Origin of the sequence: Shewanella sp. M-Br (genome assembly GCF_036245925.1) — a bacterium.
In the GTDB taxonomy this organism is placed as follows: Bacteria; Pseudomonadota; Gammaproteobacteria; order Enterobacterales; family Shewanellaceae; genus Shewanella; species Shewanella oncorhynchi.
This window is the reverse complement of record NZ_BJBV01000019.1, coordinates 1-16203: the sequence shown is the minus strand read 5'-3', so window position 1 is coordinate 16203 and position 16203 is coordinate 1. Positions and strand designations below refer to the sequence as shown.

The 16203-nt window shown below is 40.6% G+C and carries 12 protein-coding genes; all 12 read left to right on the top strand.

Annotated features, from left to right (window positions below; translation table 11 throughout):
- Positions 1-53 precede the first annotated feature (53 nt).
- Positions 54-1592 (top strand): type VI secretion system contractile sheath large subunit, encoded by a 1539-nt coding sequence (gene tssC / locus AAA952_RS15775; RefSeq protein WP_338258393.1) that lies wholly within the window; start codon positions 54-56, stop codon positions 1590-1592.
- A 15-nt stretch (positions 1593-1607) separates the two neighbouring features.
- On the top strand, positions 1608-2405 hold the full coding sequence (locus AAA952_RS15770) for a type VI secretion system accessory protein TagJ (protein ID WP_263222985.1): 798 nt from the start codon (positions 1608-1610) through the stop codon (positions 2403-2405).
- Positions 2406-2442: 37 nt separating this feature from the next.
- Positions 2443-2931, top strand: a complete 489-nt coding sequence (gene tssE, locus AAA952_RS15765) for a type VI secretion system baseplate subunit TssE (protein ID WP_006081790.1) — start codon at positions 2443-2445, stop codon at positions 2929-2931.
- On the top strand, positions 2931-4760 hold the full coding sequence (gene tssF / locus AAA952_RS15760; protein ID WP_338258388.1) for a type VI secretion system baseplate subunit TssF: 1830 nt from the start codon (positions 2931-2933) through the stop codon (positions 4758-4760). Before tssE ends, tssF begins: the two co-directional genes overlap by 1 nt.
- The gene (tssG, locus tag AAA952_RS15755) at positions 4757-5755 is read left to right on the top strand and encodes a type VI secretion system baseplate subunit TssG (RefSeq protein WP_338258386.1); all 999 of its coding nucleotides are present in this window, start codon (positions 4757-4759) and stop codon (positions 5753-5755) included. Before tssF ends, tssG begins: the two co-directional genes overlap by 4 nt.
- A 19-nt stretch (positions 5756-5774) precedes the next feature.
- Complete coding sequence (gene tssH / locus AAA952_RS15750; protein ID WP_338258384.1) at positions 5775-8387, top strand: type VI secretion system ATPase TssH; 2613 nt, start codon at positions 5775-5777, stop codon at positions 8385-8387.
- 309 nt (positions 8388-8696) lie between these two features.
- Positions 8697-9176 (top strand): Hcp family type VI secretion system effector, encoded by a 480-nt coding sequence (locus AAA952_RS15745; RefSeq protein ID WP_006081786.1) that lies wholly within the window; start codon positions 8697-8699, stop codon positions 9174-9176.
- Positions 9177-9251: 75 nt separating this feature from the next.
- Complete coding sequence (locus AAA952_RS15740) at positions 9252-11066, top strand: type VI secretion system Vgr family protein (protein WP_338258381.1); 1815 nt, start codon at positions 9252-9254, stop codon at positions 11064-11066.
- Between the two features lie 37 nt (positions 11067-11103).
- Complete coding sequence (locus AAA952_RS15735; RefSeq protein WP_113940351.1) at positions 11104-11394, top strand: PAAR domain-containing protein; 291 nt, start codon at positions 11104-11106, stop codon at positions 11392-11394.
- Positions 11395-11414: 20 nt separating this feature from the next.
- Positions 11415-12446: a hypothetical protein gene (locus AAA952_RS15730; protein ID WP_338258378.1), complete on the top strand. Its 1032-nt coding sequence runs from the start codon at positions 11415-11417 to the stop codon at positions 12444-12446.
- Positions 12431-13426, top strand: coding sequence for a hypothetical protein (locus tag AAA952_RS15725; protein WP_338258376.1), 996 nt, complete (start codon positions 12431-12433; stop codon positions 13424-13426). The genes AAA952_RS15730 and AAA952_RS15725 overlap by 16 nt, the downstream gene beginning before the upstream one ends.
- A gap of 6 nt (positions 13427-13432) precedes the next feature.
- On the top strand, positions 13433-16203 hold a 2771-nt coding region (locus AAA952_RS15720), incomplete at its 3' end, for a DUF6531 domain-containing protein (RefSeq protein WP_338258374.1).

Here is a 16203-nt window from a genome sequence, read left to right as displayed (position 1 = left end):
TATGGACTTAGCTTTAGTTAAGTCCTATTTTTTGTTTTTATGTGGGAGATTATATGTTCAATGAGGTTAACTTTGTCTCAGAAGATATTTTTCTATCTGAGTCAAATGATCCGATTGAAAATCGTGCCACATACTCTGATATTACGCGAAGAGGTGTACTTGCGCGCTTTTTACGAGAAGACAATCCTGCACTAGCAATAGTATATTGGTTAGAGAACGTGGAAAATATGACTAACATAGAGATTGAACATATCGTTCCATCTCTATGCCGGTCTATTTCTGCAATTGATGAGCTAATCAACGCTCAGCTTAATGAGATATTGCATCATTCAATATTGCAAGAATTAGAAGCGAGTTGGAGAGGGGTTTTATATCTCACCGAGCAAGCTGGCATCTATGATAGGGAACAAAAGACCAAGATAAAATTGATTTCTTTATCTTGGACTGAGCTATCAAAGGATGTTACAAGAGCAATTGATTTTGACCAAAGTGAATTTTTTAAGCTGATATATAGCAATGAATTCGATATGCCAGGTGGCGAACCGTTTGGTGTTATTGTTGGGGATTATAAGGTTAGTCATATTATCCGTCCAGGGCATGCTGTAAATGATCTTGATATTTTAAAAGATGTTACTCGAACGGCTGCAGCGGCTTTTTCTCCATTTATTTGTTCAGCTCATCCATCTTTATTTGGCGTTGATGATTTCTCCCAATTAGGACAAGTAACAGATATTGGCAATCAATTTAAACAAATTGAATATATAAAATGGCATGCTTTAAGAGAAATGGACGATTCTCGCTTTCTTGGTATTGTGCTACCTGAAGTTCTAATGAGAAGCCCATATAAAGATGACGGTTCAAGAATAGAATGCTTTGTTTTTAAAGAAAATTTATCTAGGCCAGAAAAAGATTATCTTTGGGGAAATGCGGCTTTTGCTTTTGCTACAGTATTATTACGAGCATATTGTGAATCTGGTTGGTTTGGTCAAATACGCGGAGTTAAGTCGGGTAGTCATAGTTTTGGTCTTGTAAGTGGGTTGCCTGCATGTCTGTATGAAACTGATATATATCAAAAATCTAATAAGCCGTCTGTAAGTTTACTTGTAAGCCATCGGTTTGAAGCTGAATTATCCGATAATGGATTTATTCCATTGTCAGCCGTTCCATACAGTGATTTTTTTGCATTTTATAATAATGCCTCTGTTCAGCAGGCTAAAATAACAAATAAATTGGTCGTTAATGTTAATCATAGATTGTCAGCAATGCTGCAGTATATTTTATGTGTCGCGAGATTTGCCCATTATATAAAAGTTATGGGGCGAGATAAGGTCGGTGGATATCATTCAGCACAAGAATGTGAGCAGGATATGCAAAAGTGGTTACATAAATACACAACTGCGACTGAAGATGCATCCGACGAAATTAGAGCACGATTTCCATTGCGAGCAGCAAGGATAGAGGTTAAGGAAAAACGTGGTAAGCCAGGACAGTTTTATTCAATAATTCATTTGCAACCACATTTTCAGTTGGACCAAATGGTAACGACTGTAAGATTAGTTGCTGAGTTGTCACCAAAGCAAAATCCAATCTAAATGAAAAGGAATAACATGAAAAAGTTAAATTATTTAATTAAGCAAGGAAAGCTAAATTTGGCTTGCGAATACTGTAAAGAGGCGTTAAGAGAGGATCCCATCAATGCTCAGTTACGCGCTATTTATGTAGAGTTACTATGTATCAATGGAGATTTAGAGTCAGCAGATAATCAATTAGACATGATTATTCGGCAACATCCTGACTTTCTATTGGGTGCAGTAAATTTAAGGCAACTGATCCGCGCAGATCAAGCTCGATTAGATTTTTATCGTGGCGGAATGACTGCGAATCTCTTTCAGGAATCGGACGATATTTTTGAGAAAACAATACGTGTCAACTTAGCAATGCTTGAGAACAACATAGATGCTGCAACATCGTTAGTTTTCGAAATCGAAAATGATCGAGAGAAAGTATTAGCAAGTGTCAATAACAACTCTATTGATGATATTAGAGATCTAGATGATGTTTTAGCGGGTTACGTTGAAATATATGGTACTGATGGAAAATTTTACTTAGCGAAGTTTTCTGAAATTGAACATTTTACTGTACATAAGGCTGAATCAATTATCGATAGTGTTTGGCGACGTATTGATATTTCAATTGAAAATGGACCCAGCGGCGAAGCATTTCTTCCATTAACGTATGTTTCAAGTGAGGATGAATCTTCTCGCTTAGGTAAAGATACTGATTGGTTGCAAAAAGGGGAGTTTGTTGCCACAGGGACAGGTCTTAAAATGTGGTTGGTTGGTGATGAAGTACTCCCAATTACAGCGATAAGTAGTTTTGAAAAGATGGCATCTTGCTCAGCTTAATCAGCCTCTTTTAATGCGATATCTTGAGATTAATTAATTGAAAATTAATAATAAGCAATCTTTACAAATGTCACTTATTGATCGGTTGATCGATGACGCTCCCGGACAAAGTGATGATCTTCGTTCACGGCGTAACTTTGATTTACGCGCTTTGCGGTCAAATGTTAAGCGTGATCTTGAAAATCTTCTCAACAGCCGAGTTCAGTGGCATGTTTGGCCTGATTGCTATCAAGAATTAAATCAAAGCTTATTGAATTATGGTTTACCTGATTTTTCAGTGATGGTTGTAGATACCGATCATGGGCGTGAAAAGCTATGCCGAGCTGTTGAACAAACGATAAGGCGTTTTGAGCCGCGGTTTATTGATGTAGAAGTTACATTACTCGAAAATGAAGAGGTTATAGACCGTGTGCTAAAGCTAAGAATCCAAGCGTTACTATATGCAGATCCTGAACCTGAACATATTATGTTTGATTCAGAGATAGAGCCCGTTCACTTGGGATTAACGATAAAGGATTATCAATAATGAATGATGAACTCCTGAAGTATTATAATCGTGAGCTTACTTTCATACGTCGCATGGGCGCAGAGTTTGCTGAGCAATATCCCAAAATTGCAGGGCGTTTACGTATATCGGAAGAGAATGTAGAAGATCCGCATGTCTCACGATTGATCGAAGGTTTTTCGTTACTCACTGCTCAAATTAGGCAGAAACTAGATGATAGTTTTCCTGAAGTAACGGATGCATTATTGGGTCAGCTATATCCAGATTATCAAGCACCCATTCCGGCCTGCTCGATTCTTAAATTGACGAGCCAGAATCTTTCTACTTCTGGAGTTCTAGTTGCTCGGGGAACAGAGTTTGAAACTAAAACTGAAGGGCTTAAAAACTGTTTATTTCAATCTTGCTATGATACGGAAGTGCTTCCCTTAGAGGTAACAAAAGCAGAGTTTAAAAACGCTCCGTTTAATGCTCCAACACCGAACTTAAAACAGCCTATTAAGGCGCTTGTTAAACTTACACTTACATGTGAATTTGATACGACGGAAATGCATGAGCTTGGTGTGACGCGTTTACGATTTTATTTGAATGGACAACGTCATCATGTGTATCCGCTCTATGAGCTTTTATATCGTCAAGTTATCAGTATTGGGGTATCTGCTTCTGATGAAGCAAGTATTCGTTATTTACAACCTCGGCATATACAACAAGTAGGATTTGGTGACAATGAGAGTGTAGTGCCATATAGCCAAAAAAGTTTTTCAGGCTATCGATTGCTTATTGAACAGTTTTTGTGTCCTGAGAAATTTCTATTTATAGATCTAATTGATTTAGATCCAAATTGGCATGGGATTAAAGATGAATTTAATCTATATTTTTATCTTTCTGAAGGCGCTGCTGAATTAGAACGTCATATAAATGCCGATAGTTTTTTGCTTGGCTGCACTCCTGTAATTAACTTATTTCAGCAGAAGCTAGAGCCTATCAAGTTAGTGTCTTCACAATATGAATATCGTCTTGCAGCAAGCTATTTAGATGCTGATGTGTGTGAAATTATATCAATACAAGATATTAGGGCTTATGATCCTTTTGGGAATGAGATGGTCCTGAATCCTTACTATAGTCAAGGGCATCCCGCATTCTCCCAACAGCAGAATATGTTTTGGCATAGTCGACGTGAATTTGTGAATTGGGCCGGTGGTTATTCAGAGGCTGGAACTGAAGTTTATCTGTCAATCATTGACTGTCAGTTTAAAGGTATGGCTATTGATGGTGCAGAACAAGACTGGGTCATTCAAGTTAATGCACTATGCAGCAATCGAAATTTGCCCTCCTATTTACCTTTTGGAGGTGGAGAGCCTCATTTTAGTATTCGTAGTCATGTAGACATTATTAAAGATGTCCGTTGTTTAATTGCTCCGACCTCGCCAGTTAGGCCCGCATTGAAAGAGAACACCCGCTGGCAGCTTGTAAATCACCTTACACTCATGAGTTTCAGTGGCGAAAATGCATTGTCTCAGTTACAAGAAACATTAAAGTTATATGATTTTCGGGGAGCGCCAGAGTCCAGAGCGTTGATCGATGGAATAACCGCAGTAACCATTAGCAATGGAACGGCAAGAGTTAACCAGCAAGGAAGAGTCGCTGTTTGTGCAGGCTCAGATATTCTTATTGAGTTTAGCCAATCATCCTATGCAGGAACGGGAGTGTATTTTTTTGCAGGTATTTTAGATATTTTCTTTTCGCAGTTTGCTGCAATAAATTCTTACACTCGACTCTCAATTAAATTGCGTGATCAGGCTCAGGTTTATCATACATGGCCGGCTAGAGTCGGTACTCAGGTGTTGCTATGAGTATTAGGGATTGGAAAGACTCTCCCGAGAGTTTTGACTTTTATCAAGCAGTATACTTCTTGCAAAAGCAGTTATCATCTCAAGAACTCTATTGGCATAGTGTCGGGCGAGATGCTTTTCCTGAACAGGAGTTAATTAGATTTAAATCTGTTCAGCATTTAGGTTTTCCAGGGCAAGCAATCAGTAAAGTGGAAAGCAAAGACTATGCTTCCGCAGATAAGCAAGCATTTAATATTCATGTAAGCTTTATGGGGTTGACTGGCCCTTCAGGTGTTATGCCCCAACATTATTCAGAATTAATGTTACAAAGGTTGAAATTAAAAGATCGTACAATGCGAGATTTTTTCGATATTTTTAATCATAGACTTATATCACTGTATTATAGAGCTTGGGAAAAACATCAGTTTGCTTGTCACTATGGCAGTCAACAGTTTTCACAAGACCCATTTAGTCAGGTAGTGTTGAAACTCGTAGGTTCTGCTTCAAATTTAAACTCTTATTATGCAGGTGCATTTGTTGCTAAAAATAGAGGTGCCCAATTTTTAAAGCAAATACTGACAGATTTTCTTGGCGCAGAGATTGAAATAAAATCATTGCAGGGGCATTGGATTTCGTTAAATGCATCAGAATGTAGCTATCTAGCATCTGGAGTAAAACCTGAAGGTGTCAATGCTGAGCTAGGGAAGAGCATGATGTTAGGGCAGAAAGTATGGGATGTCAGCTCCATTATTGACATTAATATTAAGGCTACGTCTGAAGTTTTAAGAAAATTACTACCCAGTCAATCTCTTAATTTATTAGTGCAAAAACTAGTTAAGGAATATTTAGCGCCTCAAGTTAAAGCGAGGGTAACTTTAGTCGGCCGCTATATTGATTTCCCTGCTGTTCGGTTGGGTGCGGGAAGTAATCAGTTGGGACAGGTTGGAAGATTAAGTATTCGAAATCATAAGTTGGAAGAAGTTAACAGAGTTGGTTTTAAATTAGCGCGTAGTTAAATAAGCAAAGGAAGCTATTATGTCAAATACCCCATTAAAGAGCCTTGTTGAAAAGCTTAGTCCATCATCAAAAATGGCACTTGAGGCTGCAACGGCTAAATGTCAGTCTCGTAGTCACTATAGCGTTGAAATTGAGCACTGGCTGGATGCAATTTTAGAACAGAAGGATTCAGATATTAGGCTTCTGTTGAATGCATTCTCTATTGATGTTGATAGGGTGAAGTATCAATTACAACAAGCATTAGAAAACTTTAAGACAGGTAACAATTCTTTACCTGCTATTTCCGTACAAGTTGTTAACTTGTTAAAAGCAACATGGTTGAATACAAGTATTGATTTTAATGATGAGCGTATTCGGACGGCATATTTACTCTATTCATTGTTGAAGGATGAAACTTTACTCGCCCCAATTAGTAGGCGTGTTACTGAGCTCGACAAAATTGATGCTGCTGAAATACTAAGAGTCTGGCCAAGTCTGGCTCAGCATTCACATGAACAACAAGCTGCAAATATAAGTTCAAATAATACTTCTGATGCACCGACTACAGCAGGTAAAACCCCGTCATTAGATCAGTTTACTGTTGATTTAACAAAACAAGCTAGGGTTGGAAAAATTGATCCCATAATTGGACGTGATTTCGAGATTCGACAGATGATCGATATTTTATCCCGTCGTCGTCAAAATAATCCCATTTTAACGGGGGAGGCTGGTGTTGGGAAAACCGCTGTTGTCGAGGGCTTAGCTCTTAAAATAGCAGCAGGCGATGTTCCTGATCGTCTAAAGAATGTTTCTCTGCGTGTCCTTGATCTTGCGCTATTACAGGCGGGTGCAGGCATGAAAGGGGAGTTTGAAAACCGCTTGAAAAATGTGATCAAGGAAGTTCGCCAGAGTGCTCAACCTATAATATTGTTTATCGATGAAGCGCATACAATGATAGGTAGCGGTGGTCAAGCTGGGCAGAATGACGCGGCTAATTTATTAAAACCTGCATTAGCTCGTGGTGAATTGCGGACTATTGCCGCGACAACTTGGGCTGAATATAAAAAATATTTTGAAAAAGATGCTGCGCTAACCCGTCGTTTCCAAGTTGTAAAAGTAGAAGAGCCAAAGCCTGAACTCGCAATTGTTATGTTGCGAGGAATCTTGCCTGTTATGGAAACGCATCATGGTGTCAATATTGCGGATAAAGCCCTGCAAGCAGCGGTACATTTATCCGACCGTTATATTAATGGTCGACAGTTACCGGATAAGGCTGTTGGCTTACTTGATACCGCATGTTCGCGAGTGTCAATGAGTCAAGATGCTATTCCTGGTCAGCTTGAAGATCAGCAGCGCCGTGTACAGCAGCTTGAAGCCGAAATAGCACTATTACAACGCGAACTAAGATTAGGTGCGGACCACTTAGTTGCTATTGATTTGCTTACTAATCAAATTCTCGATGCAAATAATAAGCTTGAACAAGTTCAGCAGCAGTGGACATATGAAAAAAGTTTAGTTTCAGAAGCAAAAGAACTCGCGATATTACTGCATACGGAGAATGGGGAAGATAATAGTGCATCACTTCATCGACTGAATGAAATAAAGGCATTATTGTCAGCCATTCCAAATCCAATGGTTCATTGGCAGGTTACAGAAAACTTAGTTGCAGAGGTTGTCTCAGATTGGACTGGTATTCCTTTAGGGAAAATGCAAGCTGATGAAATAAAAACAATTCTGGCATTAAAGTCAATTCTAGAAGAGAGGGTTGTTGGTCAAGAGCACGCCTTAGAGTTAATTGCCCGTACGGTACAAACATCACGCGCACAACTTGCTGACGAAAATAAACCGAATGGTATCTTTTTGCTCACAGGTCCAAGTGGTGTAGGTAAAACTGAAACCGCTCTTGCTGTTGCAGAGCAAGTATATGGTAGTGAAGATAGTATCACTATTATCAATATGTCGGAGTTTAAGGAGGAACATAAAGTATCCTTATTACTCGGTTCTCCGCCAGGCTATGTAGGATACGGTGAAGGTGGTGTGTTAACCGAAGCTGTGCGCCGCAAACCTTATAGCGTAATTCTACTCGATGAAATGGAAAAGGCTCATCCCGGCGTTCAAGATATTTTTTATCAGGTTTTTGATAAAGGAACAATAAAGGACGGAGAAGGTAGAGATATTGATTTTAAGAATACAATAATTATTATAACTTCAAATGTTGGTACTGATACGACTATGCGTTTATTTGAGGATGAATCAACATCTCCCTCGCCAAATGGACTTGCTAAAGCACTTAAACCTGATCTTCTACAAGTCTTTAAACCTGCATTTTTAGGTCGGATAAATGTTATTCCCTATTTGCCATTGGCAGATGAACAACTTAAACAGATTATTTGTTTGCAACTCAAGCGTGTTACTCGAAGGTTGTTGAATAATTATAAAGTCGAATTCAATTATGATGAAGATGTTGTCAATTATATTGTCTCGCAGTGTCAAAATGCTGATAGTGGTGCAAGAACCATACATAACGTTATTCAGAATAGAATATTGCCAGAGATGTCAGTCAAGATTTTACAATTTGTTGCAGAGAGTAAAGCTCTATCAAATATCAGACTAATGGTTGATGGTAATGAATTCAAATATGATATTTTATAAAAATATCATATTAGTCCAAAAGTATTAAATTGAGAAGTTTGATGACCAATTTTTTGGTTGATCTCAGCAAGCCTCTGATTTGCTTGATATGTTGCTGATGTGACCTATGTTTAATCGCGTTATCAAGTATTGAGAGAAACGCTTTTGGTAGTATAATGTCCACCGACAAAAATATATCTAATAATCAAGGAATGCTTAATGTATTTTGCTTTCCTTTATTCTTTGTATTTTTGTGTACCAGGGTCATTAATACCTGAGCATATGAACGTCCAATTAAGGACAGCCGTTAATTAGTAAAAGGAATATAGAATGCAAGCTAACACATATTTGGACTACGAAGGGATTAAAGGCGAAGCAACTGCAGAAGCTTTTAAAGACATGATTACTGTTCTATCTATGGATTGGGGTTCACAACGTGAAATCTCTTCTCATACTGGTACTGCTATGGATCGTGAAGCTAGTTCAACTCGTTTGAGCGATGTTGTCATTACCAAGTTGCAAGATAAATCTTCTCCTGATTTTTTCAAGGAAGCGACTATTGGTAAAGGTAAGAAAGCAATTTTTCATATCACTAAACAAGGTGATAAAATTGAAGAAATCATGAAAATTGAACTAACTGACGCCATGGTAAGTAGCTACCACATGTCAGTTTCTGGTGATCGTCCAGTTGAAACAATTGTTATTAGTTATACAGAGCTAATGATGACAGTTGTACCTACAGATGACAAAAACAACGTATCTGCACCACAAGTTTATGGTTACAGTGGCGTTAAAGGCCAAAAGTTATAAGACTAATGGTCAAACTGATGCGGTTTTTCCGCATCAGTTTTTTGTTTATTTCGTTTCTACCATTAAGGCTTCGATATGCAGTTGGCGACTCAGGATGAGAATAGTATCAAAATTGATACTCCGTTAGGGAAAGATAAGCTTTATTTGACTCGTTTTGTGTTTGAAGAGGCAATATCGGAACTTTTTAATGTAAAGGCGCAAGTTTATACTAATGGTGAGGATATTGATTCACAGGCGTTAATTGGTAAAGATGTCACCATAACGTTGAAATTAGGTGGTGGTAAGAATCGTTTTATTCACGGTATGGTTTCTGACGTCACATCGTTAGGGCTAAGAGTCGCGAAAGAAGCAGATGATAAAGTACATAAAGATTACGTTTTAACTATTGTGCCTGCTGCATGGTTTATGCAACATAGGGTAAATAGTCGTATTTTTAAAAAGAAAAATGTTCTTAAAATTGTAAATGAAGTCGCTGCAGAGCACGGTGTTAAGGTTGATATAGCCTCTAAGATTTCTTCATCTTATCCAGATTATGAATTTAAAGTCCAATATGAAGAGTCTGATTTACTTTTTATAAACCGCTTGCTTGAGCAAGAAGGTATTTTTTATTATTTTACGCACACAGCTTCGCAACATACTTTGGTTTTGGCTGATAAAGCAACAGCTTATGAGCCTTGTATTGAAAATAAAGTGAAATTTAATACAGGTAGTATTGCTGAAGCTCATATTAATCAATGGCATTCTGCAATTAATATGGCGCCAGGTAAATTTGTTCAACGTGGATATAATTTATTAAAGCCAAAGGAATTACCCACGGGAACACATGATAAAGGTGGGCTTTTACCTAAGCATACCGATTATGAAGTGTTTGCATATGACGCTGAATCTGACACTCATCTAAGGGGTAAGGCCGTCGCTGCATCGAGATTAGAAGCCTTACAACGTGACATTCAATTGCGCAAAGGCTCAAGTAATTGTCGAACTTTTACTGCCGGTCAAACTTTTGCTTTTAGTGAGCATGAGGATAAGTCAGAAGTCGGTAAGCAGTATGCGATAACTCAGCTAGTCTTAACTTGTGCGATTGTCAATCAGACTGGTGCGAGTCAAAACTCACGTCAACAAATCACTAATACTTTTATGTGTGTACCTAAAAGTGTTCCATATCGTCCTCGTCCTATCACTGCCAAGCCGATGATCTCGGGTGTTCAAACCGCAACGGTTACTTGCAAAGGAGGTGAGGAAATTTCGGTAGATGCTTTAGGGCGCGTCACAGTTAAATTTCACTGGGATCGAAGTGCAATTAAAGATCATGAAAGTTCTTGTCCAATAAGGGTAAGCCAAAGTTGGGCAGGTAAGAATTGGGGAAGTAATTTTCTGCCCCGTCGAGATCAAGAAGTACTTGTTGAATTTTTAAATGGTGATCCCGATCAACCGATTATTATCGGTTCAGTTTATAACTCGGACCACATGCCGCCTTATAACTTGCCAGACGGAAAAACTCAAAGTGGTATCCGTACGCGTTCAAGCGAAAAGGGGAGTGCGGCTAATTTCAACGAATTGACTTTTGATGATAAAAAAGGAAATGAACTGGTTTATCTGCATGCAGAAAAAAACTTTACATTGCATGTAGAGAATGATCAGTCAGACAGTGTTGATAATGATCGAAAGTCGGTCATTAAAGGTAATGATACGCACACTGTTAATAAGGACCGTAAAAGCACGATTGATGGTAGCGATACGTTAAAAGTGGGTAATAAACTTGTTATCGATGCTGGTGACGCTATTACTATCAAAACGGGTTCGGCTTCAATTTCAATGAAAAGTGATGGTTCTATTAGCATTAAAGGCACCAATATTACGATTAAAGGCAGTAAAGTTAGTATCAACTAGTTAATTATTTGATTGATATTCAAGGAAGAAAGAAGAAATGGGTAAACCTGCCTCTGTGATTGGCTCAATGCATATTTGCCCTAAGTTTACGGGACAGGTTCCCCATGTTGGTGGTCCTGTTGTTCAAGGCTCGCCAAATGTTTCCATCTGTGGTCTTCCTGCCGCTCGCAAGGGCGACAAACTTGTTTGTATCGGCCCTCCTGACACGATCAGTGGCGGTTCGTCTACCGTTTTTATTAATGGCAAAAATGCCGCCCGTCTGGGTGATGATACTGCTCATGGTGGTAAAATTGTGGTCGGTGTTCCAACGGTGCTTATTGGTGGTTAATCATGCTAACCGATAAGTCATTGATCGAGATCACCGCATCTCTACTTGAACAAAGACATGTCTTAGTTCGGAGTCGTTATACCAATCGACAGCTACTTATGATGCATGACCAAAAATTGATGCGTGGATTAAACGAATTGCTTAGACGCAAGGTTCACGTTACAGAGCATCGGTGGCTTGATTGGGTTTTAGATTGTTCACCAATCCCATTTGATTCAGCATTTGGGGTTAATCCTCCCCATGCCCTATGGCTAACTGAGCTAAAAATGGCGTTGCATAATATGGATTATGCAGGTATTGCCATGTCAGCTCAGAAAGACAATGCTGAGTATGCTAATTGGCTTCTTGCAAGCTATCTGCATATCCCCATCCCCAATACTGACAAATTGCTTGAGCAACATATTTCCTCTGCAATGTTATGGTATCTCGCGAGTATGGGATGTATTTCCAAAAAAGCGGCACTGAACTCCGCAATTCGGAATGCTGATCCAAGATTGAGTGTAGAGATAAAGCTTGCATTGTATATGCTAGGTGATCGGACAGATGAACTCGAATTACTTTCTTGTGCAATAGAGAATGAAATAAGCCACTGGGATTATCTTTTTGTATTGATTTGTGGCGCGCCAGAGCCATTAAAGATCCGTTTGTTAAACCTTATTTGCTCAGAAGCAAATGATAAATCAGCCAGTTTTAGGGCTATCGGCTTTAGTGGCCTATCCAAGTTTATCCCTATGGTTTTAGCCTTAACAAAAGAGCAAGAGACAGAAAATGTCGCAATGGATGTGCTTTATACCTTAGTCGGTACTGTTGAGGCAGAAGTATTACTTTCGCAATTAGATCTCATTGATGAAACGAGCCTTGAGTTAGTGGTTAATAAGTATCCATCCTTAACTAAACTGCAAGTTATCGACACTATCGAGTTAAAAACGTTTTGGCAGTTAGAGTGCCAGGGACAGCGTCAGGCTGCAGCCTATCGCGCTAAAGTACACTACCCGCAGACTCCCTTAGCCAGACCTTGTCGTTTATTGGGGGGGATATGGCATCTCCAATAACGATTTTGCAATCAGGACTTGTTATTGGTAGAGCTAAAAATAGTATCGATGGGATGATGCTAGATATGACCTCACCTGAGCCGCAAGCGTTTTCTCTTAGTGAGAATCAAGAGATTTTAGTTAACTTCATATCGTCTTTAACATTCAATACTTCAGGGCAGTTATCGATTGAACAGTTTATGGCGTTATTTGACTGTTTGTTTTCTGAGCAATTGCAGTGTCCAGAGGATGAATGTGTACTACTCGTTTTACCAGAGCTTTTTAATGGTCAAGATCATTTGTTACACGCGTTATTTGCTCAGATAGCTGTGGTATATCCCCATTTATTGACGCATAGCTTAAGCCGTATTTTCCCTTATGGGAGTAGTGGCAATCTAATGGCATTAGCTGAAGCATCCCGTTTGTTGTCGGTAGATGCAGTAGAGCAGGTTTGGATTATTGCCATGGATAGTTTGGCAGAAAAACAGCTTTTGTTGCAGCTAGCACAGCAGCTGCGCTTACTCACTGCACAACACATGGGTTTATGCCCATCCGAAGGGATCGTGGGATTATGTTTAGGTAAGTCTGATGTGGGTGTAGTCGTTAATTTTTCGGCTATGGATGCTGATGTAGAAGGTACACCGAAACAGGCGTTAACGTCTTTATTTACTCAGGTCAGTGCGGAGTCTAGTGATTCACTTCAGGCGATTTACTTTCCTGATAATGGTGATGAAACGCTCACACAGCAGTGGTTAGATGCATATCCGTTACTATCGGCCAAAATAGGTCAACATACGCAGCTGTTATTCCCCGCCTATCATACAGGTGAAATCGGTGCTGCAGGTGGTTTGTATCGCTTTTTACATATATTTGAAGGATTTAAAAACGGCTTGTTATCGGGGAATATCTTACAGTGTGAGATTTCTGCCAAGGCATTTCGAGCAGCAGGATTATTTAGTTGGCGGACCTGGAATGGTTCGTTATCACAGCAAGGAAGTTAAACTAGCATGCAAGCCAAGTCGTTATCTTTAAAAGCGCGCTCAGGCGACTTAATTCTATTCAGCACGACAAAGCCCACGCGAACCTCTCTGGCCTTTAGTGATGAGCAGAGTGCTATTGCCTTTTTGCAATCGATGTTTTCTGTATCGGACTTACCTGGCGATACGATTGTGTCTGTATATGCGTGGTTTAATCAGTCAGCATCTTTTACGACAACGTGGAGCCAAGCTCGTGCAGGGGCGTTAAGACAAACGCTTGCAAAAGCGTTAGTTGAACAACAGCTATTTGCCGCAATTTTACCGGCTAAGCCAGTAGAGGTTCCCTCGGCACCGGCTTCGTCTCGTTCCGCTCCTACAGCGAAAGCGTCCAATCCTGGAGGGCGGGCTGAGCCGACGCAAAGTCCGTCCGAGCATGGCCAAAATGATCAACAGGGCCAAAACGCAGCAGGTCAAACGGAACCCCCCAATAAGGATAAAGTCACCTGCGGCGATCCTGTGGCTATGTGTAGTGGTGAGGAAATTCTTGCGTTAACTGATTTTAGCTTAGAAGGTGCTATGCCATTAATCTGGACTCGCACCTATCGTTCAAGCCAAAGTGCACAGAATGAAGGCTTAGGTTTTGGTTGGCGGAGTAATTTTCATCAGCATATTGATCTTATTATTGATGACGAGGCCAATTCTCAATTTTGGTTTGTCGACGAAGAAGGTCGACGCTTACCATTTGCCTTTGTTCCTCGTGGGAAAATTACCTATCAGCTTGCCGAAGGACTCGCTCTACGACACGAATCAAATGGCAGCTTAGTGCTAGTCAAGTCTGATGATACTCATTGGGTATTTGTTCCGTGCAAAGAAAAGCCGCAATGCTGGGTATTACATCAAGTGATTAATCAGCTTGGGCATACTCTGCAACTTTTCTATGATAGATATCAGAGACTTAGCCGTATCGATTATACCGCTAAGCGGGGTATTGAATTAACCTATCACGCCAATGGTAATATCAGTCGTATTGAAGCGGTTAGGCATACAGATCAAGGCTTACAACGCTTAGGGATCTTACTGGCTATTTATGAATATGATGAGGCAAACGATCTCAGAACTGCAACAAATAGAACTCAGCAAACTGAGCAATATCAGTATGATGGACACTTGCTCGTTGAGCGTGAACGCGCGAGCGGCTTTAAGCATTATTTCACTTGGTATGGTGCCGGACCGTTAGCCCGTTGCCGCCGTAACTGGGGGGATGATGGTTGTTACGATTATCACTTTGAGTACCATGAAGCAGATCGGCTGGCCGTTAGCACAGATAGCCGAGGTCAAGTTTGGCATTATTACCATGATGCACAAAATCGACTAATCAAAAAAATCGCTCCAGATGGCGCAACTTGGCAATACCAATGGAATGCACAGGGTAAGAAAACCGCTGAAATACAACCCTCAGGGGCTGTGACCACATTTGAATATAACCGACGCGGCCAGTTAAGCCGAGTGATTGCCGCCGACGAGGGCATTACCCAGTTTCAATATAATGCTCTAGGGCAGCGTAGCGGTGTGATTGATGCAGAAGGTCAGGAGTGGCGCCGTGAGTTTTCATCGGCGGGATTGCTCCGAGCAGAGACCGGCCCTAATGGCGCATCAGCACGTTATGAATACAATAACTTATCACAGCTAGTGAGCATTACGGATGCCTGTGGTCAGCAAACTAAATTGGCGTGGGACAAAGAAGGGCAACTACTGGCTCAGCAATCGCCACAAGGGCTAACTCGCTATAGTTACGATGAATTGGGGTTAGTGAATGGCATAGTGGATGCTGCCGGACTCGTCACTGAATACATCAGAAATCCTGCTGGGTTAATCGTCAAGCGCCGTCAATATGCTGCTAATGCCGCCGAGAATAGCCAAGAAGAACACTTTGAATACGATAGTTCCTCCCGCTTAGTCTCATCGACTAACGCGTTAGGTGAGCAGCGTCGTTGGCAGTACTCAGGGTTAAGCCAGCCACAGCAATTATCCCAAGCCGATGGGAGTTGCTTGCATTATGAGTATGATAATGAACGTAATTTAACTGCCATCGCCCGCAGTGATGGGGCCCGCTATCAAGTGGATTATGATGGTCAAGAGAGGCCAATCCGTTTACTGGGGTTCGATGGCCGTACTCAACAGTTTGAGTATGATGCTAACGGTTTAGTTGTTGGCATCACAGATAGTGATGAGCGTTACATTCAATGGTGTCGTGATCCCCTAGGGCGAACAACAGAGCTAAAAGCGGTTAATTTAGCCAGCCAAGAGTTAACGAGTCAGCATTTTTATTACGATAAACTGGGGCGGATGCTTAGAGCCAATAATGGTCAACGTAAACTGCGTTTTAGTTATCTACCAAGTGGTATTGGCACAGTAAAGGCACAAGTCCATTCCCTCTGGCAAGACAACTGGCACCTTGCCCATCACTATGATGAAAAAGGCCGTAAAATCGCCACTGTGCTGCCCGATGGCAGTCAGCTCGATTATCGCTATAACGAACAAGGACTCGTGTCGCAACTGGCATGGGACAATGCCCCACTGTTGCAATGCCGGTTCGATCAAGCAGGACGGGAGACTGAGCGCGAGTATGGCAATGGCTTAGTGTTAAGTCAGCAATACAATGTTTTTAGCCGCTTAATCGCCCAGCAATGGCAGCGGGGCAGTTGGCTGCATGAACGCAGTTATAGTTACAGTGCTCGCCATCAGTTAGTTCAGTTGCATGACAGCCAAACGGGGCAGTTGGATTATGAATACAATACCTT